This is a genomic window from Streptomyces sp. NPDC043878 (assembly GCF_056435735.1).
Map to the genome: position 1 here is coordinate 406460 of NZ_JBWKDW010000002.1, position 20584 is coordinate 427043.

Consider the following 20584-nt stretch of genomic DNA (forward strand, 5'->3'; position numbering starts at 1 on the left):
GAGCCAGGCATACGGGTCCGGAGCGGATCGCTCTCCCGGACCGGCCGGTTCGCTGAATTCACGGACATGTGAATTCGGAACCGGCGGGGAATCAATGAAATGCAATGTGCGTATTGATGTGCGAGGTGTTCGAGCGGCGGCGGGCCGGGCCTCGAACACAGCGAGCTGGGGCCCGCACCCCTAGGTGCGGGCCCCAGCTGCGAGCTGTACGACGTCAGGCCGGAACGATGTTCTCGGCCGTCGGGCCCTTCTGGCCCTGCGCGATGTCGAACGTGACCTTCTGGCCTTCCAGCAGCTCGCGGAAGCCCTGGGCGGCGATGTTGGAGTAGTGGGCGAAGACGTCGGGGCCGCCGCCGTCCTGCTCGATGAAGCCGAAGCCCTTTTCGGCGTTGAACCACTTCACGGTGCCGGCTGCCATATCAATTCTCCTTCGGGACGGTGCTCGGAGTTCGCCGTGTGCGTACTCCGGTCGCCGTGATGATCACCCCGTCGGAAAACCTTCAGGCAAGACCACAACTGCAACTGACGTCGACACTAGCATGGAGTGATCGGGCGGCCCGGGGAAAATAATTCCGCTCGGCCGGTCGAACGAGGAATATTCCTGGCGGGGCGCGCTCAATTCTCACCTCCCCGCCACAGATATTTCCGCGCTCCGGCCGCAGTGTTGCCCCTCCCGTTCCCGGCCGCGGGGCTGTGACCCCCACGGATGGCTTTCCGTCCCGTCAGCCCCGCCGTCGGCGGGCGGACCTCCGGCACCCGCACCGGAACCCCGCACCGAGAGGAAGGCCACACCGCGCGCGCCCGCGACCGACAGCCGTCGGTTCCCGGCATTCGGTGCGAGATGCCGTCGAACTGCGGAATACTGAGAAATCGGGATGAACAAGATGTCTCACGGCGCGTTCCGGGTGGCGGTGGCGGTGCGCGCCCGGCAGCGGGGGCCTCGACGCGACGGAGAACCCGACGAGAGCGAGATGAGTGACGATGCACCAGCGTCCCGCCGGCGACCAGGGAGCGAGCCGCGTCCAGGACATCGTCGGTGAGGCGCTCACCGCGCGGGTCACCGTGACCGACGAGGGCACCGTGACCGGCTGGAACGAGGGCGCCAGGCAGCTGCTCGGTCACACGCCCGCGCAGGTCGTGGGCGGCTCGGCGGCCGTGCTGCTCGCCGAGGAGCTTCCCGCGGGGGACCGGCCGGCCCTCGCCCGGCTGCCAAGGTGGCACGGCCGGCTCGCTCTCCGGCACCGGGACGGCCGCCGCGTCGAGGTCTTCGTGCTGGCCCACCACCGGATGCCGGCCGCGGGAAGCGGTGCGTGGCTGCTGCTCTCCCCGCTGACCGGACAGGAGCCGCTGCCGGCCGACGACACCCTGGTGGCACTCGGCTTCCGGCAGTCCCCGAGCTGCGCGCAGGCGCTGTACGACACCAGGCTGCGGCTGCGGCGGGCCAACAGGGCGATGGAGCAGTCCGTGGCCCTCACCGAGCGCGAGATGCTGGGGCTGCGAGTGGGGGAGATCGTCGACAACGAGGCCGGTGAGCTGGCCGAACAGGACATGCTGCGGGTGCTGGAGACCGGTGAGCCGTACTACCGCGAGAACTATCTGCGGGCGGCCGGCGAGAACCGCGAGCACGCCTGGTCGGTCGTCCTGGCACCGCTGCGGGACGGCGAAGGCCGCATACGGGGTGTCTGTCTCACGGCGCACGACATCACCGAGCAGTTCTGGGCCCGCAAACGCCTGCAGTTGATCGCCGAGGTCGGCAAGCGCATCGGCAGCACCCTGGACGTGACACGGACGGCGCAGGAGCTGGCGGACGTGGCGGTGCCGGAGTTCGCCGACTTCGTCACCGTGGACCTGCTGCCCGCGCTGTGGGAGGAGGGCGCCGTCCACGCCGTCGACGCGCCGGCCGGGGAGCCCGGAGGGCTCGCGGGTGCCCCGCCCGCGGGGGGTTCGGTGACCTTGCGGCGCGTGGCCCACCAGTCCGTGCTCGCGGGCGTTCCCGAGGCGGCCGTGGCGCTCGGCGGACTGGACGAGTATCCGGACGGCTCCCCGCTGGTGACGAGCCTGCGGTCGGCGCGGGCGGTGCTGCACCAGATGAACGAGCCCGCGATCCTCCGGTGGCTCGCCGAGAGGCCGCTGCGGGCCGCCCGCGTCCGCGAGTTCGGCTTCCACTCGGTGATGGCCGTGCCCCTGGCGGCCCGCGGCACCACCCTCGGCGTCGCCGTCTTCATCCGCCACCGGCATCCGGACCCCTTCCAGCAGGACGACCTGGTGCTCGCCGAGGAACTGGCGTCCCGGGCGGCGGTCTGCATCGACAACGCCCGGCGGTACACCCGCGAACGCGCCACGGCCGTCACCCTGCAGCGCAGTCTGCTGCCGCAGCGGCTGCCCGAGCAGTCGGCGGTGGAGGTCGCCTCGCGCTACCTCCCGGCCGGTGCCCGGGCCGGTGTCGGCGGGGACTGGTTCGACGTGATCCCGCTGTCCGGGGCCAGGGTGGCGCTGGTCGTCGGCGACGTCGTCGGCCACGGCATCCACGCGTCGGCGACGATGGGGCGGCTGCGTACCGCCGTACGCACCCTCGCCGACATCGATCTGCCCCCGGACGAACTCCTCACCCACCTCGACGATCTGGTGGCCCGTCCGCCCACCGAGACGGAGGGCGCCGAGGGGACCGCCGACAGCGGGGAGACCGCGGGTGACGTCGGCGCGACCTGCCTGTACGCCGTGTACGACCCCGTGTCCCGCCGCTGCGCCCTGGCCCGGGCCGGGCACCCGCCGCCGGTGGTGGTGAGCCCCGACGGGAGTGCGGAGCTGCTCGACCTGCCGGCGGGGCCGCCGCTGGGCCTGGGCGGGCTGCCCTTCGAGTCGCTGGAGATCGAGCTGCCGGAGGGCAGTCTGCTCGCCCTCTACACCGACGGCCTGATCGAGGCCGGCGACAGGGACGTCGACGCGGGCGTGTCCCGTCTGCGCGAGGCGCTCTCCCGCCCGACCGCGTCGCTGGACGCGCTGTGCGACGGGGTGCTCGCGGCCACGCTGCCCCGGCGGCCCGCCGACGACGTCGCCCTGCTCGTGGCCCGCACCCGGGCGCTGGACGCCGACCGGGTCGCCGCCTGGGACATCGCCTCCGATCCCGCCGCCGTCGCCACCGCCCGCAAGAAGGCCGTCGCCCGCCTGGAGGAGTGGGGGCTGACGGAGGCCGCCTTCGTCACCGAACTGATCGTCAGTGAACTGGTCACCAACGCCATCCGGCACGCCCGGCCGCCCATCCAGCTGCGGCTCGTCCACGACCGGAACCTGATCTGCGAGGTCTCCGACGCCAGCAACACGGCACCCCACATGCGCCGCGCCCGCAGCTTCGACGAGGGAGGCCGCGGGCTGCTCCTGGTCGCCCAGCTGACCCGCCGCTGGGGCACCCGCCCGACCGCCGAGGGCAAGACGATCTGGACGGAACAGAACCTCGGCGCGCCCCCCGGCCTCTTCTGACCCGGGGACACCCCCGCGCTCCGCCCCGGGGACACCCCCGCGCGCCGCCTCGCGACGTCGTACGGCCGTCGCGCCGGGAGGTGGCCGGTCAGGGCGCCGGCGGGGGCCCGGTCAGCGCGTCCAGTTCGGCGGCGAAGAGCTGTGCCGGGTCGAAGCCCATTCCGTCGAAGTGGCCGGCGAGTTCGAGGGACAGGACGCCGTGCAGCCGGGTCCAGAAGCTCAGGGCCCGGTGCAGGGTGGCGGGCGGGGCGGGGTGGTCGTCCGCCCACTGCCGGTGTTCTTCGAGGTGGGCGTCGAACGGTGTCGCCGGGCGGTCCGCGGGCAGGCCGGCGCAGGCGTCGAGCAGGGCCGTCATGATCTCGGACGCGATCGCGGTGACGTCGTCGGGCGCGTGGTAGCCGGGGACGGGGGTGCCGTAGACGAGGAAGTACCGGTGCGGGTCGTCCAGGGCCCAGTCGCGCAGGGCGCGGGCCAGTGCCGTCACGTCGGAGCCCGAGGCGACCGCGGCGCGGAAGGTGTCGGCGAGGCTGCGGTAGGCGTCCCGGATGAGTTCCGTGATCAGTTCGTCCCGGCCGGCGAAGTACCGGTAGAGGGCGGGTCCGCTCATGCCCATCTGCCTGGCGATCGCGTTGAGGGAGAGCGCGGACGCCCCGGCGGTGGCGATCTGCTCCCACGCGTGTTCCTTGACCTCCGTGCGGACCTGGGCGCGGTAGCGCTCGCGCGGGGTCGTCGTGCCCGTCTCCGGCATGGTCTGCCACCTTCCGCCGCGGCGCGGCTGGATCGTACATCTTCAAGATTTAGTTAGAGGCTATCACGATCGCTATTGACAGCCTCTACGGAGACACGTTAGAACTTGTAACGGAAGAGAGCAGCAGTAACCGACTGCGGCTCTCGCACCCATCCACGGAGGTCGTCATGAGCGCCGAAGGACTCGTCGAGGTCGTACTGCCGGGCAAGGTCGAGCCGGAGGGGCTGGAGGTCCGGCACGGGGCCGTCCCCGTCGCCGGTCCCGGGCAGGTCCTGGTCCGGATGGAGGCGACCGGGGTCTCCTTCGCCGAGCAGCAGATGCGCCGCGGCCGCTACTACGACCAGCCGCCGTTCCCCTTCGTGCCCGGCTACGACCTGGTCGGCACGGTCCTGACGACCGGCGAGGGCGTCGAACCCGCCCTGGCCGGCACCCGGGTGGCCGCGCTGCTCAAGACCGGCGGCTGGGCCAGCCATGTGCTGGTCGACGCGGCGGACGTGGTGCCCGTCCCCGCGGGGGTCGGCGCGGCGGAGGCGGAGACGGTGGTCCTCAACGGTGTCACCGCCTGGCAGATGCTGCACCGCAAGGCCCGGGTCCGCGCCGGGCAGACCGTCCTCGTGCACGGCGCCAACGGCGGGGTCGGCTCGGTCCTGGTCCAGCTCGCGCGGGCCGCGGGCGCGAAGGTCATCGGCACCGCGTCCACCCGCCACCACGACGCCCTGCGCGAGCAGGGAGTCACCCCCGTGGACTACCGCGCGGGGGACGTCGCCGCGCGGGTCCGCGCGCTCGCCCCCGGCGGGGTGGACGCCGTCTTCGACCATGTCGGCGGCCGCGGCCTGGCCGACTCCTGGCGCCTGCTCGCCCCCGGCGGCACCCTCGTCTCCTACGGCAGCGCCTCCACCCGGGACGACGAGGGCTCCAAGCAGTGGCCCGTGTTCAAGCTGCTCGGCCGGGTGTGGCTGTGGAACGCGCTGCCCAACCGGCGCCGCGCCTACTTCTTCAACGTGTGGGCCGGCCGCGCCCTGGCCGGGAACGGCTTCCGCGCCCGGCTGCGCGCCGACCTCACCCAGGTCTTCGCCGCCCTCCAGCGCGGTGACGTCACCGCGCGGATCGCCGCCCGGCTGCCGCTCGACCGCGCCGGCGACGCGCTGCGGCTGGCGGAGTCCGGCACGGTGGCCGGGAAGATCGTGCTGACGCCGTAGTGACCTGACGTGCTGTCAACTCCGCCTGGGCGGTGGACGACCCGATCGCCACGGGCCCGTACGCGGTCCACGTCCCGGCCTCCGGGAACAGGCCCGGCTGCTACGCGATCGACGCCCGCCGAAGGCCGCCTCCCGTGGAACGTCACCGACGGGCAGGAGGCCGGCGTCAGCGCCTGGCAGCTCGCCGGCGACGGCGCCGGACATCGGATCGCCCAGCACCTCGACCGCACGGACAGCCTGCCGGCGCGTGAATCGCGCCTCCCAGGGGGCGGGGCCGCACGCGCGGGCACCTGGGGTGAGGCCGTACCCACGGGGCACCTTCGGTCCCGTGAACCTGTCGTCCGCCGACGGCAGCGGCGCGAACGGCTACACCACGAAATCCCTGACGGTCTTCTTCCACGGCCGCTCCGGAAACGAGAGCACCAGCGCGAGCGCCCACCCGTCGCTCCCCGCGCAGGGCGTCCACGTCGGATACTCCCTCAAGGTCACCTCCTGGCAGCAGTCGATGGACGACGCGATCAGCTGGTGACGCGGAGGGCGCCGGCATGTCGCCGCGGTATGTCTCCCCCTACGCTGTGGCTCACGGCACGGGGCCGTCACGGCCAGGGGGGAGCCTGATGGAGCGACTTCGGAAGCTCGTCGTCCGCTACGGCGACTGCGAGCAGAAGCCCGTGCGCTTCCGCCCGGCGACGTGGCGCTCACGGTTGGAGCCGCACGGAGCGGCGCACGTGCTCGACGTGGGCGTGGCATGTACGACGGGGCCGAGCGGCGACCGTCTCATCAGCCGGGACGATGTGGCCCGTCTCCGCGACCAGCTGGGCGACGACCCCGACGACCTGCGTGACCTGTACGTGGCCGTCATGCTCTGGGGCTCGGGCACCACGAACGGACGAGGGCCGCGCCACACCCAAGCGGCCCTGACGGACGCGCGCATGCCCACCGTCCTGCGGACCACCCGCGAGTCGGTCCGGGACGGCGACCTGAGCAGGGCCTACCGGCAGTTCGTCCTCAAGGGGGTGGGGCGGTCCTTCTTCACCAAGTGGTTCGCGGCCGTGGACGACCGGGACGCCACATGTGAACGGGCGTTGATCCTCGACGACCGCGTCTTCCGTTCGCTGAACGCCCTCGGGTGGTCCAGTTACGAGGCGGCCGGCACCCGCCACTGGCCCACCCGCTACGCCACCTACGTCAGCGCCATGCACACCTGGGCCGCGTCTCTCGAGGTCCCGGCCGAGTGGCTGGAGTGGCTGCTCTTCCATCTGGACGGCCGCGTGGACGAACAGTGAACTCGCGTAGCCGTAGCCGTAGCCGTAGCCGAAGTCGTGTCGAGGACCGTCGCGCACCGGGTGGCCCGGTGCGCAAGTCGGTCGTCACCAGCCGCAGTTGATGTCCGCCGACCCTCCGCCGACGACCGGATCGGTCCCCGTTCCGCCCGCTGCCGGGCGCGCTCATCGAGAGACCCCGCCGGGAATCACCTGGCGGGGTCTCGATGTCACCGGTCCGCCGAGATCACTCCTCGTTCAGGGCGGCTCGCAGGCAGGCGATCAGATCACCGGTCGGCACCTCGGCCCAGTCGGCCTCGGGAACTCCGACTCGCTTGACCTCGTACCGTCCCCCGTCCAGCTCGTGCACCAGGACCTGACGGCTCGTCGCGTCCAGCGGATCCACGCGCAGACGGACGGCACCGTGCGTGATCGTCGGGAACATGGTCCGCAGCACCTCGTCCGCGTGGAGGCGGCGCAGAAGGTCCCATTGCCGCCGGTGGAAGTCGGACGACCGGAGGTCGGACCACTGCGTGGACGTGGGCTCTCCGCTTTCGAGCGCGCCGGCGAACTCATCGAGCTTCATGAACTCGAATCGCTCCTCCAGTTCGTCGAGCGGTGTGCCGTCCCGCCAGGCGGCGATCGCCTCCACGAGCAGTCCGAGGTCCCCCGTCGAGCCGATCTCCCAGGTGAACCCGGGAATGTGGACGCCCAGCCGGAACAGACGCTCCCCGGCCACGGGATCGACCGACAGGAAGCCCCGCGCCGTCTCGATGCTGATGGCGTCGGTGGCCCAGGGTGCCAGCCCGATGTCGTATCCGCGCAGCGTCGCGGCCTGTCTCACGACTGACGCCAGGCCACCCGAAGCGGTCACGTCCGGATACGGGTCGTCCCGAGGGGTGTCCCCGTTCAACGGACCCCCTCGCAGTGGCAGTAGCCGATGATCGAACCCTTCACAGGGTCGAGTTTGCCCAGCGCCGACAGATTCGGCATCTCCGTCGGCGGGTCCAGACGCATGGCGCCCCCGGGGCCCGACGGGGAGTAGAACTTCACCGAACTCCACGGGCGTTGTCCGTTCGCGACCGCTCTCGCGATCATGGACATCTCGTAGTCCGTGGCAGCTCCGCTCTCACCGGCCCTCAGACCGCGCTTGGCAGCCTCCATGAAGCCTCCGAGCTCGTTCAGTCCTGTCATGTTGACGTGCAGCATCACGCTCGGGTCGGCGATGGCCATCTCCGCGATCCTGGCGAAGTCCTTCGGGGACGCGTTGGAGAAGGTGTTGAACTTGTTCTCGGGAAGCCCGGCCCACTCGTCGAGCTTGCCCTTGTTCTGCCACCCCAGGGCGACCTTGCAGTTGTGCACGAGGATCGGGGTGGCGCCCGCCAGCACGAAGAACGTGTGCAGGTCGTCGACGGTGAGGTCGTAGACCGAGCGCGGAGTCAGGCCCGAACGGTCGAGGAGGGCGGTCACCGCGCGGACGGAGCCGCCCGGAGTGCGCAGGCGGTCACCGACGCGCAGGTCGGAGACCAGCGTCCACCCGCGGCCCACCACGAAGAACTTGTGGCCGGCGGTACTGGCCACCGTTCCCCCGTCGGCGACGCTGATGTCCACCAGCCGCCGGGTGTCGTGCCGGAAGGTGTCGGTGACCTGCCGGGTCCGCGTCCGGCCGGTGGCCGGATCCGTGGCCCTGACCAGGTCCCCCACAGCCACCTGGCTGATCGGCCGGTGCGAGCCGTCCGCCATGAGCACCTCGGTGGTGCCGGGGAAACTGTTCGCCCGGCAGGCGGTGTACAGGTCCTCGTAGGCGTTGAGGGTGTTGTCGAGCTTGGCGAGCGTTCCCGGGTCCAGGTCGAGGACCTTGAGGGCCTTGAACGCGTCACGGACCCCGACACCGGTCTTCATCGCGGCGTCGAGCGCCCGGATCCCATCGAAGACCTTGGTGAACGCCTTGCCCGGGATGAAGTTGCTCAGTGCCCAGGCGCAGCCGCTGGCGCTGCCGTGCCAGCAGTCGACGAAGTCCTGGACCAGAACCGCCTTGATGAGCTGGTAGGTGAGGGTCTGCTGGATGAGTTGCAGCTTGGAGAAGTACCGGGTGACGTCCTGCTTGAGCCCCGGGATGCGCTTGCTCTCGATGAGCAGCGTGTCCTTCGGGGGACAGCTGGCGGCGCCGGCCGCGGCGTCGGGGTCGGTGCAGAGGAAGAAGTCGACCATCGCGGTGAAGGTGACCGTGAAGGTGGTGGTGCAGCCCTCGAAACCGACGGTGATCTCACAGGGGTCATGCTGCTGGGCGTCGGTGATCTCGATGCTGTCCTCGTCGACGACGTACCACGTGCCGCCGACTCCCGTTCCCGCGCCGGCCGAGACCTGCTTGTTCGCCGCGTTGCGTGCCGCTTCCGCGGCTGCCTCCTCCGCCTCCTTGGCGTACTTCAGCGCGTCCTTCGCCGCTTCCTCGGCTTCGGTGGCTGCGGCGTCGGCGCGGTCGGCTGCGGCGCGGGCGTCCTTGGCGGCCTGCTCGGCCTCCGCGGCGGCCGAGCGAGCGGCCTGGGCATCGAGGGCCGCCTGGTCGGCCGAGTCGCGGGCGTCCTTGGCGTAGCCCTCGGCGCGGCCTGCGGCCTTGTCGGCGGCGGCCGCGTCCTCGGTGGCCTGGCGGTCGTAGTCGACCGTGCGGGCCAGCGACGCCGAGGCCAGGGAGGCGGCCCTGGCGGCGTCGGCCGCGTAGCCGAGGGCCTCCTTGGCGTAGCCGCGGGCGTCGGCCGCGTGTGCCGCGGCGTCGGCCGCGTACTGGTAGGCGATCTTCGTGTCACCCTTCGCCTGGTCGGCGAGGTTCTTCGCGGCGTCGGCCTCGGCCTGCGCGTTCTTGGCGTGGGCGTCGGCGACGGCCTGCTGCTGGTCGGCGATCGTCTTCGACGCCTGTCCGGTCAGCACCACGAGACCGGCGGCCGAGTCGGTGTCGACGTAGGGGGAGCCGAGCTCGATCGCGTCGTTGGCCGGCTTGGCGACCTGAGCGGCCGCGGTGCCCGCGTCGACGGCGGCCTGGGCGGTGACGTGGGCGAAGCCCGCGGCCTTCGCCGCGGCGGCCAGGGCTTTGGCGGCCTCCTTGTTCGCCGCGTCCGCGTTGGTCTTGGCGTCCTTGGCGTGCGCTTCGGCCTCGTCGGCCAGCTCGACGGCGGTCTTCGCCTCGTCCGCGGCGTGCGCCGCGGCCTTGATGGCGTCCGCGGTGGCGCTGGTCGCGGTCTTCACCGCGGCGTCGGCCTTCAGCTTCGCGGCCTGGGCGGCGTCCGCGTCGGAGCGCGCCCGCTTCGCCGCGGCTTCGGCGCGGGTGGCCGCCGCGTCCGCCTCGGCCGCGGCCCGGGTCGCGGCGTCGGCCTCGTCGCGGGCACGGCCGGCGGCCGCCTCGGCGTCGTCGGCGTGCCCGTCGGCCGCGTCCGCCGCCGCCCTGGACTGCTGGGCTTCACCGTCCGACTCGTGGGCCTCGGCGTAGGCATCCTTCGCGTCCGCCTTGGCGCGGGCGGCGTCGGCCTTCTGAGCGGCGTCCCAGGCGTCGTCCCGCTTGGCCTTGGCGTTGTCGCGGGCCTTCACCGCGTCGTCCCGCCTGGCCTCGGCGGTCTTCTCGGACGCTTCCGCCTTGTCCTTGGCGTCCTTGGCCTTCGCCGCCTCGGCCTGCGCGTTCTGCTTGTGCTGGTTGGCCTCGGCCTGCCTGGCCGCGGCGGTGTCCTTCTCCGCCTTCGCCGTCGCTTCCTCGGCTTCGGCCGCGAGCCGCTTCGCGTGGGCGTCGGCGGCGGCCGCCTTGGCGTCGCCCTCGGCCTTCAGCGCCACGGCGAGCTTGGCCTCCGCGGTCTCCTTGTCCTGCTTCGCGTTGTCACGGTGCAGCCTGGCCGCGTCCGCCGCGGCCTTCGCCTGCGACTCGGCCGCGTGCGCGGCCTCCTTGCGGAACTCCGCGTTGACCTGCGCGGCCTGGGCCAGCGCCCGCTGCCTGATCGTCTCACTGTCACCCGCGGCAGCCCTGGTCGCGGCCTCGGCGGTCTCGCCGGCCTTCACCATCGCCGTCAGCGCCGCCACCGACCCCTTGGTGACCTGTGCCTTCTGCCGGCCGACCAGAAGCCCACGGCCCCGCGGCGCACCGGCGGCATCCGCGATGCCGTACGCCGCCTGCTCGGCCGTACCGGAAGACGTGGCCGCCTTGGTGGCGGTGTCCAACTGCGTTCTCAGCGTCGTCAGTTGCTTCTTCGCCGTCGTCTGGGCGTCGGTGACGACCTTCTTCGCCTTGTCGAACTGGGCCTTGTCCGGGTACAGAGGGCTGCCCGAGCCCTGGTGACCGGACGGCTTGATCAGGAACTTCTGCGAGCCGGCGTTCTTGCAGTCGAACAGCCGCGCGTCCGTGCTCTTGGTGAACGCGCTCAGGTCCAGGCACTTCCCCGTGGACACGCTCTTCAGGGGAGCACTGGCACGGACGTCGCCCTGCCACGACTGACCGGCGGACTTGTAGCAGTCCGAGATCTGGATCTTCGTGCCGTTCGCCGACGCGTTCCCGGCCACGTCCAGGCATTTCTGCGAGCCGACGTTGCGCAGGTGGAGGTCGTCCTCGCTGCCCTCCAGCGTCCACTGCTGGGACGCGGCGCTGTTGCAGGTGTAGATCTGGACGGGCGTGCCGTTGGTCTTCGCGCCGCCCTGAACGTCCAGGCAGCTGCCCGCCGCGCCCGGAACCTCGATCGTCACATAGCTGTCGCCGATCCAGCCCAGGCCGCCCGCGGACCAGTAGTCCTGCCAGCGGGTGGAGTAGTCCGCCAGCCACGACTGTCCGAGGACCTGCCCCAGGGTGAACGTGCCGTCCTGCAACGCCTTCGTCGCGGTGACGTTGCGGGCGAGGATCTGCTGGCGCTGCGTGGCCTGCGCGGCGATCTCCTGCTGCCACTCCGCCGACGCCTGCGCCACCTCCTTGCCGAGCACCCGGTTCGGGTCGATCGGCGCGTGCCACGCGCACGACGCGAAGCGGGCCTTCATGTCCTCGACCGCGATACGGAATTCCGGGGTCTCCGGAGCCGGGGCGGTACGAGGAAAGCCGCCCGAGGACAGGAAGATCCGGGCGTCATCGGCGAACACCCTCGGAACGAACAACTGATTGGGTTCGATCTTCCCGGAGTTCTTCTTCCACAGCGCCCACGCCTGCTGCTCCTGCGGTGTGCCCCCGGTGGTGTACAGCGGGTCGCCGACCGCGAGCGCGGCGGCCTTCGTCCTGTCGTCCGCGGTGGGTGACGGGTCGTAGAACGGGGAGAAGAGGTCGACGGACTTGAAGTACGACTGGTACAGCCACGGAAGCAGGCCGACCTGGTCGAAGATCTTGTTCGCGTCCCGCGGCGCGCCGGGGTAGGACTCCAGCCCGCTGACCGTGCCGGACCACGCCTGCCCCTGGTCACCCACCTTCTTGACCCACTGGTCGCTGCTCGCGTTGTCCGCGGAGAACGCCTGGTGCAGCGGGGTGTTCTCGTTGTACAGGTCCCGGTCGAGCTTCTGGTGGAGTTGATCGGGCGGCAGCCCGATGGCGTTCTGAGCCAGAGCGAACAGGCTGGGTCCGCCCTTGCGCAGGGCGTCGGCGCCCACACACTGATCCTCGCGCAGCCGCTCTGCGGCTTTGCTGTCGAAACCGTCGTACGAGTCGCTCGCCGCGGCGACGCGCTGCTCACCGTCCCGGCCGAGCTGGCCGGGCTGAACGGCCAGGCCACCGAGGACGGCCAGGGCGGCGACGGACGTGACGGCAGAGCTGACCGCTGCCGATGTTCGTGATCTGGGATTGAACAACCCCGGTCTGAATCGCAAAAGGGCATCCTTCATAGCGCGCGAAGGCAGGCAGGGGTGACCGCCCCGTGAGGCGGTGGGACACGCGAGGGCTAGCCCGCCGTCCCGGCCCGGAAGCAGGAGCAGTAGTCGGCGTCGGCCGAGCGGGCACGCACAACGAGCCGGCATCGCGGCATGACGGAACCATCCCTCCCCCGTGACGGCACAGTTCCCCCGGCCGCCGATGACGTGCGCGCGTCACGACAGGGACGGGTCAGGTCCCTCAACAGTGAGCGCGCGGCGTTCAAGTTACCCACAAGTCAACCGACCGTGGCAAGGCCCTTGTCCGACGCGCCCTCGGACGAGACCACACCACCGACCCACGCGACCTGACGACCGACACAGCGAAAGGGCCCGGGTCGATGACCTGGGCCTTCTCCATGGAGCGGGTGACGAGGATCGAACCCGCGCTCTCGGCTTGGGAAGCTGCGGCGCTTTCGAGGTGAGATGGCCGCTGACCTGGTCGTATGTGTTCTGGCGTAGCGGTCGGGAGTGCGGGATCGCACCGCTGTTGACCGTGGTTGACCGCTCTTGAGGGCACGCTACGGGCACGCGGCCGGTCCAGGGGTCCGGCGGATGTTCATGGGGTCCGGGACGGCGCAGGTCCGGGGGGACGGCCGTCGGCCGGGCCGGCTGTCCTTGCGTTCGCACACGAGGCGAGTCGGAGGATCCGCTCGTGATGTGATCGTCGACATGAGGCTGAGCCCCGACCCGAACGGCGCCACGTTCCGTGAGCTTCAGGCGCTGCCCACCGACCCCGATTCGCTGCTGGAGAAGATCTACGCCGGCACGAAGGGGGAGGGGCAGACCAGGGAGAGCGCGGCGCTGGAGAAGATCGGCGACATGCTGCCCGACGCCACGCTCCTGCCCGAACTGGACGCCGCGCTCTACCGCACGGCCGCGAAGATCCCGGGCGTCTCGGTCGTCACCGACGCCAGGGACCACACCGGCCGCTCCGGCATCGGCCTGAGTTTCAAGGAGCGCGACGGCCGCACGGTCTGGGTCTTCGACAAGAACTCCCTCGACTTCCTGGGCTCGGCGGACGAGGCGCTGCTGGATGTCGGGGTCGCGGACAGGGCAGGCGAGACGCCGGCCGCGTGATTCCCTGTTCCTGGAGAGCAGTGGCGACTCGTATGTGATGTGGACTGGACAACAGAGAAACCCCAGGCCGCTGGCCTGGGGTTTCATCATGGACGCCGGTGCCCGGCGGGAGTGGGTCAGTGGGCCGTGGCGATGCGGTAGGCCCGTATGACGGTCTGGGTGACGGTGCTGCCCGCCTCGTCCGCGGCGGCGACCCGCAGGGAGGCGTAACCGGCGTGGCCCGGGTGGTGGAGCAGGGCGTCGGCCGTGGCGCCGTGGCGGGTGACGTGGACGGTCTTCCAGGTGCGGCCGTCGTCGTAGGAGACCTGGAGGGTCAGCCGGGTCACGGGCGTCCGTGCGGCGCCCGCGGGGCGCCGCACGGTGAGCGGGAGGTGGAAGGCGCGGCCGGCGGGGGCGGTGTTGGTGAGGTCGACCGCTCCGCCGGCGCGCACGGTGAGCAGCGGCAGGACCGAGGACGCCGAACCGTGTGGCCGGGCCGAGGTGAAGCCCCAGGTGACCGAGGAGCGGGTGCCCAGTGCCGTCCAGTCCGCCGTGCGGGTGGTGTGCGCGGTGAGGGCGTAGCGGCGCCTGGCGGCGGTGGGGGCGGTGAGGTCGGCCAGGAAGGGGGTGGTTCGGTCGGTCACCCGGCCGCCGGACGAGAGCACGATCTCGCCGTTCATCTCCCCGGTCGCGTTGGACTCGTCGAACTGCTGCCCGGCGCCGGCGGCCGCGTAGGGCGCGAAATCCAGGTGCAGGTTGTTGCCTTCGCGGGTGGGGCGGTGGACGGCGGGGCCGACGGGAGCCCGGTTCCAGTCGATGCGGTAGGTGTGGCCGGCCCGGTAGCGGCGGACCGCGGTGGTCGTGTCGTGGTCGGGGAGGCTGCCGTCGGGCCGGCTCCGGGTCGTCCCGAAGAGGTCCAGGGTGTGGGTCCAGGTGAGTCCGGGAGAGTAGTACTCCGTCGCCCGGCTCGGCAGCGTCGTGCGCAGTGTCGGAATGAACGGCATCAGGTACTCATCGGCCGAGGGCACGTCGGAGCGCACGGCCACCGCCCGCTTGCCGCCCTGGGAGGCGTAGCCGGCGTGCACGGTGGCCAGCTGCCGGTTGTGGACGACGGGGTCGGTGTCGGCGGGGACGCCCCCGTGGTGGGTGGTGCGCAGGGAGTAGCGGTAGGCGTGGCCCGCGTCCGTGCCCGTGAGGGTGGTGGAGGCGGCGAAGGTGACGCGGTGGCCGGTGGCCTGTGCGGTGGGGGTGGCGTACAGGGTGGCCTTGCGTCCGGCGACAGCGGTGAGGGCGTAGGTCGCGTCTCCTCGCGCGGGGTCCAGTTCGACGGTGGCCGAGGTGGAGATCGCGGTGGCGTCCCGGTGGTCGGTGCGGGCTCCGACCTTGCCGGCCTTGCGGCCGTCGAGGGTCACGGCGCGGTCCTGGTCGGTGTGTACGCCGGTGGCGACGAGCAGGGTCCGGGTGCCGGTGGTGACGCCGGAACCGTCGGACGTGGCGAGGCTGTCGTCGAGGCCGACGATGTCGTAGTCGTCCTCGGGCAGGCGCGTCCGGAGCGTTCCGTCGGAGCCCAGCCTGACGTCCTGCTGGATGCCGGTGCGCGGGCCGAAGACCGTCAGCAGTGTGCCGGCGGCGGGCCTGCCCTCGCGGTTGAGGCCGGTGATGGTCAGTGTGTGGCGTGCGGGTTCGGCGAAGAGGCCGGCCGCGGTGCGTACCGCGGTGGTCCCGGCGGTGGCGACGACGGCCCCGCCGAAGCGGCCGACCTGGGCTTTCGTGGTGCGGCCGGTGACGGTCGCGTGGGCGCTGCCGTGGGCCGGGACGGTCACGCCGGTGGTGTCCAGGGAGAACATGCCGGCCGGGGCCCGCTTGCCGCCGGGGCCGTACACGTCCAGGGCGAGCTTGAGGGTGACCGGCTCGTCACCGTCGTTGCGGTAGGTGATCCGCCGGGTGACGGTGGTGCCGGCGTGCGGCCAGGCGAACAGGCCCAGGTTCGCGGGCCCTGTGGTGGCGTACACCTTCTGCTTCAGCGCGCGCACGACGTCGAGGCGGCCGGAGCCCTGCTGGAAGGCGGTCAGGTTCTTCAGACCGTGTGCGGAGGAGGTCAGGGCCTGCTTGAAGTCGGCGGCCCTCCACGTGGGATGGGCCTGTGCGAGCAGGGCCACCGAGCCGGTGACGTGCGGGGTGGCCATGGAGGTGCCGGACGCCTGCTCGTAGCGCGGGTCGGGCATCGGGGTGTCCATGTTGGTGCCGGCGGCGCGGGCGCCGATGATGTCCTCCCCCGGAGCCACCAGGTCGGGCTTGACGGCGTCGTCGCCGAGCCGGGGGCCCTGGCTGGAGAAGTCGCTGAGGGTGTCGTGTTTGGTGCTGCTGCCGACGGTGAGCGCGGCGTCGGCGCTGCCGGGACTCTCCACGGTGCCGTCCACGCCGTTGCCCGTCGGACCGCCCTCGTTGCCCGCGGCCACCACGAACAGGGTGCCGGTCTGCGCGGTGATCCGGTTCAGGGCGGTCGACACCGGGTCCGTGCCGTCGGTCGAGGTGTCGCCGAGGCTCAGGTTGACGGCGACGGCGTGCTGGGCCGCGGCCCACTCCATGCCGGCGATGATCTCGCTGTCGGGGCACTCGCCGTCGTCGTCGCAGACCTTGCCGATGAGCAGCTTGGCGCCCGGGGCGACTCCCGCGTACCTGCCGTGGGACGCGGCGCCCGTGCCGGCGATGGTGGAGGCGGTGTGGGTGCCGTGGCCGTAGCCGTCCTTCATGCCGGTGCCGGTGAAGTCCCTGGTGCCGGCGATACGGTCCCTGACGTCGGGGTGGGTGGCGTCGATGCCGGTGTCCAGGTCGGCGACCAGGACGTTCTTGCCGGTGATGCCGGACTTCCAGGCGGTGGGAGCGCCGATGACCTTGTTGCTCTCGTCGTCCAGGATCTTCGCCCTGCCGTCCAGCCACAGCTTGCTGACGCGGTCGGACAGCCGGCCCCGCAGCAGCGACCGCCACAGGCCGCCGGTGCTGTCCTTGGGCTGGGTGAGGGTGCCGCCGTTCAGGGCGTGCAGGGCGCGGCCGAGGCCGGCGCCGTGAGCGGTGAGGGCGGAAAGAGCGGGCGCCCGGCCGCGCCGCTGGGCGACGATCAACGGCAGTGAGCGCGAGTGCGCGTCGTCCCGGCCGATGCGGATCAGCTCCGTGACGTCGAACAGCCGCGCGTCCAACGTACCGGCGGACAGCAGGCGTTCGGCGTCGGCGGGGACCACGCTGATGTGCTGCGTCCCGGCACGACGGGCGTGCTCCACGCGGAAGCCCATGCCCTCCCGGCCCTTGCCGGGCAGCACGGACACGGCGGGGATGCCGACGCCGGTCCGGGGGCGCAGGGTGACCCGGTCTCCGGTGATGAGAGTGACCGTTCCGGCCGCCTCCTTCCCTGTCCCCGCATGCCGCTGTACCGGCATCGCGGCCGGGCCGGCGGCCTCGGCGACCGGCCCCGACACGGCGACCGCGACGGTCACCACGCCTGCGAGGGCGGGGAGCATCCCCCACCCGACTGACTTGGGCAGCAACGCGTACTCCTTCGGCGTCCGGCTCCGTGCCGGAATCTGATGGTTCGTCAATTGATGTGCTGGTGAGCGGGCTTCCTGCCGCCGTGGGGCACTCAGGGCAGGAGTTCGATCACGTCGTACGACACGCCGGGGCCGAGGTAGGCGGTGCCGCCGGAGCCGCTGACGATGTCGAGGGTCAACTCCTGGTAGATGTCAGGTGACTTGATCCAGGCACTGGCCGGGACGGCGTAGCCGTAGGTGTGGTTGGTGCCCCGGTAGGAGCCCACGGTCAGTGACCGGGTCACCGGTTCCGCGGCGGGTGCGGGTACGGCCGAGACCCAGTCGTTGACCCTGATCCGGGGCCGGCCGTTCGCGAACGCCGTGGTGATGCCGATGTTGAGGGTGTGGCCGGAGGCCAGCTGCCGGGCGGTGAGCTTGAAGCGGATCTTCAGGCTGTTGTTGACGGTCGCCCACTGGTAGCAGGGGAAGTCGTCGACCCGCGAAGCGCCCACGGTGTAGGGGGCGCCGGTCCAGGGCCTGGCCCGCGCGTCGGAAGGGTGCATGGTCGTCATCAGCGAGGCGTTCTTGAAGCCGCGCGGTGTGCCGCTCCAGTCGCCGATCCGCCAGATCGCCGGGTTCCTGCTCGGGTCGGCGCCGATCGCCAGGGTGTGCAGCGGGGTCGTGCGCCCGGCGGTGACCGTGACACGCGTGGTGTGCACCGCCAGTTCTTCCTTGTAGACGGTGAGCGTGTAGGTGCCGGGCAGCATGGGCGGGGACAGGAAACGCCCGGTGGCCGGGTCGGCCTCGGTCCAGTACTGCGCCTCGGCGCTCGCGAACCCGACGGTGTACGCGTACGCCGTGTCCCGCCCGGCGATGCCGACACCCGCGACCCGGCCGCGACCGCTGCGGCCCACCCAGCCGGCCAGGCCCAGACCGTCGACCCAGGAGGTGTCGATGACGTCGTGGGCGAGGGAGCGGGCGGGCGCGCCACCGTCGGTGAAGGCGAGGACGTAGGGGCCCTGGAGGCCGAAGCGCATCGGCTCGGTCTGGTTCTCGCCGTAGTAGAGGATCTCGTACAGGCCGGCGCCGTCCTCGTAGTGGTGGCGCATGAGCGAGCGGTAGAACGGCCCGCCGGAGGCCTTCTCGTGGTTGCCGCGCACCATCCACATGCCGGTCTCGCCGTCGCTCCAGCCGACGTGGTCGTAGTCGATGACGCGCTGGTTGGAGTAGTGCTTGGAGCGGGTGGTGCCGTTCGGCTTGCGGCGGATGTCCTGGGCCTCGATCAGGGAGTCGGTGCGGGCGTCCCAGGAGTCGGGGTCGTTGTTGGGGAACAGGCCGGGCCTGACGCGGACGATGTAGCGGGTGGCGGTGACGGAGGAGTCCGCCTTGTTCGTCCACAGGTAGACGTTGTTCTCGCCGCGGCGGGCGGCGTAGTAGTGGTGCATCGTGCCGTGCACGACGGTGACCAGGATCGTGTCGCCGGTCCTGCGGATGCTCACGGACGACGTCCCCAGGCCCGTCTCGACGTGCGAGTTCCGGCCGCCGTAGCCCTGGTACTCGGTGCCCTTGTACACCAGCGAGGTCAGGTCGCCGTTGCCGTGGTCGACCTTGAAGACCAGGTCGGCGCCGGTGCCGACCACGTACGCGCGTCCGTCGTCGTGGTAGCCGAAGTCCGAGGTGGCCGCGTCGGCGCCCACGACGAGTGGTCCGGCGATCGCGGCGCCCCCGGCGAGGGCGAGGCCGCCGACGGCGGTTCTGCGCAGGACGGCGCGGCGGGTCAGGTGTCGGCGGGCGTGCTGGGGCATGGGTGATCCGTTCGTGCGTAAGGGGATGTCGGCGTACGGGAGATCGGCGACACGGGGAGGAGCGCGTCGCGCGGTCAGAGGGTGGCGCGGAGGTGGCTGACGGTGACGAAGTGGAAGCCGCGGGCGGTCAGCGTGCGCAGGATCCGCGGGACCGCGGCGACCGAGGTGGGGTGGATGTCGTGCATCAGGACGACGCTGTTGCGCCGCGCCCTGGCGATGACGGTCTGCGCGACCTTGCCGGCGTCGGGGTACTTCCAGTCCTCGGTGTCCACGTCCCACAGCACGGGCGAGAGCGTGGTCGCGGCCTTCACCTGGGCGTTGACGGCGCCGTAGGGCGGGCGGAAGAGGGTGGGGGCCTTGCCGGTGGCGGCCTTGATCGCGGCACTGGTGCGGTCGAGCTGGGACGCGACCTGCTCGGGGGTGAGCCTGGTGAGGTCGGGGTGGTTCCAGGAGTGGTTGCCGACCTCGTGTCCGGCGCGGGCCTCGGCGCGGACCAGGTCGGGGTGGGCGGCCACGTTCTGGCCGACGGTGAAGAAGGTGGCGCGCGCCCGGTACCGCGCCAGGTAGGTCAGCAGGGTCCCGGTCTCCGGCGCCGCCGGTCCGTCGTCGAAGGTCAGCGCGACGCACGTGACCTTCTTGCAGTCGGTGTTGTCGTCGCCGGAGGCGGTGGGGGCGGCGGCGGTCGGCGTGGAGGTGTGGGTCGCACCCAGGTCGAGCGGACGGCCGGGCGTCACCGTCTGCCGCTGGACACGCTTGCCGAACGCGGACAGCCAGGGGGTGATCGTCTCCTGGGAGAAGGCCACCGTGTAGGTCCCGGCTGCCGGGACGCCCACGTCACCCCGGTCGAAGTTCACCCGTAGTCCGCCGTCGGCGGTGACCGCCATGTCGTCCAGGACGGCGGTGCGGGAGGCCGGGTCGGCGAACGTGGCGTCGAGGGCGGCGGCGTCGACACCTTCGCGCCCCTTGAGCCGGTCTTCCAAGGCGGCGGCGAAGGCTTCACGGGAGCCTTCGGCGACGAGTCCGAGGGCCGTGCGGTACGCGCCCGCCCTGCCGTCGTACCAGTACGTCCTGGCGGACAGCCCGGACCCCGCGGCGCTGTGGTCCTGCGTGTCGAGGCGGACACCGAGGACGTCGCCGGAGGCGACCAGGAACTGGTGGCTGATGTTGAGCTCGAGGGGCCGCGCGCCGTCCGTGCCGTCCTCGCACTCCCCCGAACGGAAGCCGGTCAGGCGCTTCTCCACGTCCTTCTCCATCACGGCCGTCATCGCCCCGGCGCCGGGCACGTCCGGATAGCTCGTGGCGAAGGGGCAGGAACTCTCCTCGCTGCTGTCGCTGACGATCCGCAGGTCCTCGATCTTCGACGGATCGACGCTGCGGACCGGTGAGGGAGCGGCGGTGGATCCGTGCCGGCCGTCGGCGCCCGCCACATCCGAGGAGCCGTCCGATCCGGACGAGCAGGCCGCCGTGAGGGAGAGGGCGCCGAGCAGAAGGAGCGAGGGGACGAGGGTGTGAGTGCGCATGAGACCAGAACCTGACTGAGGGGATGTCCGGACGCCGCCGACGGGACGCCGCGGTCGTTCTGGTCACTGATCGTCCAGGTCAGAGGCGTTTTTCAGCGACCCGCGGGGCCACCCTGAACAATCCGGTCCCCGGGCGGTAC

General features: G+C 71.8%; 12 protein-coding genes. 5 read left to right on the forward strand and 7 right to left on the reverse strand.

Annotated features, from left to right (window positions below):
• Positions 1–214: 214 nt before the first annotated feature.
• Positions 215–418: a cold-shock protein gene (locus AC07AZ_RS05575; RefSeq protein ID WP_045556499.1), complete on the reverse strand. Its 204-nt coding sequence runs from the start codon at positions 416–418 to the stop codon at positions 215–217.
• A 563-nt stretch (positions 419–981) separates the two neighbouring features.
• Between AC07AZ_RS05575 and AC07AZ_RS05580 the strand changes: the two genes are divergently transcribed.
• On the forward strand, positions 982–3477 hold the full coding sequence (locus AC07AZ_RS05580; RefSeq protein WP_478844092.1) for an ATP-binding SpoIIE family protein phosphatase: 2496 nt from the start codon (positions 982–984) through the stop codon (positions 3475–3477).
• A gap of 88 nt (positions 3478–3565) precedes the next feature.
• Here the strand turns inward: AC07AZ_RS05580 and AC07AZ_RS05585 are convergent, their stop codons facing one another.
• Positions 3566–4225 carry a TetR/AcrR family transcriptional regulator gene (locus AC07AZ_RS05585; RefSeq protein WP_478844094.1) on the reverse strand — a complete coding sequence of 220 codons (660 nt, stop codon included), beginning with the start codon at positions 4223–4225 and terminating at the stop codon, positions 3566–3568.
• Between the two features lie 167 nt (positions 4226–4392).
• Between AC07AZ_RS05585 and AC07AZ_RS05590 the strand changes: the two genes are divergently transcribed.
• The 3 genes from AC07AZ_RS05590 to AC07AZ_RS05600 all read left to right on the forward strand — a co-directional run bounded on the left by AC07AZ_RS05590 (position 4393) and on the right by AC07AZ_RS05600 (position 6710).
• Complete coding sequence (locus tag AC07AZ_RS05590; RefSeq protein WP_478844096.1) at positions 4393–5424, forward strand: medium chain dehydrogenase/reductase family protein; 1032 nt, start codon at positions 4393–4395, stop codon at positions 5422–5424.
• Between the two features lie 328 nt (positions 5425–5752).
• Complete coding sequence (locus tag AC07AZ_RS05595) at positions 5753–5953, forward strand: hypothetical protein (RefSeq protein WP_478844098.1); 201 nt, start codon at positions 5753–5755, stop codon at positions 5951–5953.
• 88 nt (positions 5954–6041) lie between these two features.
• Positions 6042–6710, forward strand: a complete 669-nt coding sequence (locus AC07AZ_RS05600) for an 8-oxoguanine DNA glycosylase OGG fold protein (protein WP_478844100.1) — start codon at positions 6042–6044, stop codon at positions 6708–6710.
• Positions 6711–6933: 223 nt separating this feature from the next.
• On the opposite strand, the gene AC07AZ_RS05605 is transcribed toward AC07AZ_RS05600, so the two are convergent.
• On the reverse strand, positions 6934–7530 hold the full coding sequence (locus AC07AZ_RS05605; RefSeq protein WP_478844102.1) for a hypothetical protein: 597 nt from the start codon (positions 7528–7530) through the stop codon (positions 6934–6936).
• 65 nt (positions 7531–7595) lie between these two features.
• The gene (locus AC07AZ_RS05610; protein WP_478844104.1) at positions 7596–12500 is read right to left on the reverse strand and encodes a ricin-type beta-trefoil lectin domain protein; all 4905 of its coding nucleotides are present in this window, start codon (positions 12498–12500) and stop codon (positions 7596–7598) included.
• A gap of 600 nt (positions 12501–13100) precedes the next feature.
• Here AC07AZ_RS05610 and AC07AZ_RS05615 point away from each other — a divergent pair.
• Positions 13101–13619 carry a CU044_5270 family protein gene (locus tag AC07AZ_RS05615; RefSeq protein ID WP_478844106.1) on the forward strand — a complete coding sequence of 173 codons (519 nt, stop codon included), beginning with the start codon at positions 13101–13103 and terminating at the stop codon, positions 13617–13619.
• Positions 13620–13735: 116 nt separating this feature from the next.
• Here AC07AZ_RS05615 and AC07AZ_RS05620 read toward each other — a convergent pair whose 3' ends face one another.
• The 3 genes from AC07AZ_RS05620 to AC07AZ_RS05630 form a co-directional block, all read right to left on the reverse strand.
• On the reverse strand, positions 13736–17140 hold the full coding sequence (locus AC07AZ_RS05620; protein WP_478844108.1) for a S8 family serine peptidase: 3405 nt from the start codon (positions 17138–17140) through the stop codon (positions 13736–13738).
• A gap of 92 nt (positions 17141–17232) precedes the next feature.
• Entirely contained in the window at positions 17233–18924 is a 1692-nt protein-coding gene (locus AC07AZ_RS05625) for a rhamnogalacturonan lyase B N-terminal domain-containing protein (protein ID WP_478844110.1), read from the reverse strand.
• A 74-nt stretch (positions 18925–18998) separates the two neighbouring features.
• A complete protein-coding gene (locus AC07AZ_RS05630; RefSeq protein ID WP_478844112.1) occupies positions 18999–20444 on the reverse strand; it encodes a polysaccharide deacetylase family protein in 1446 nt (481 codons plus the stop codon).
• Between the last annotated feature and the right edge of the window lie 140 nt (positions 20445–20584).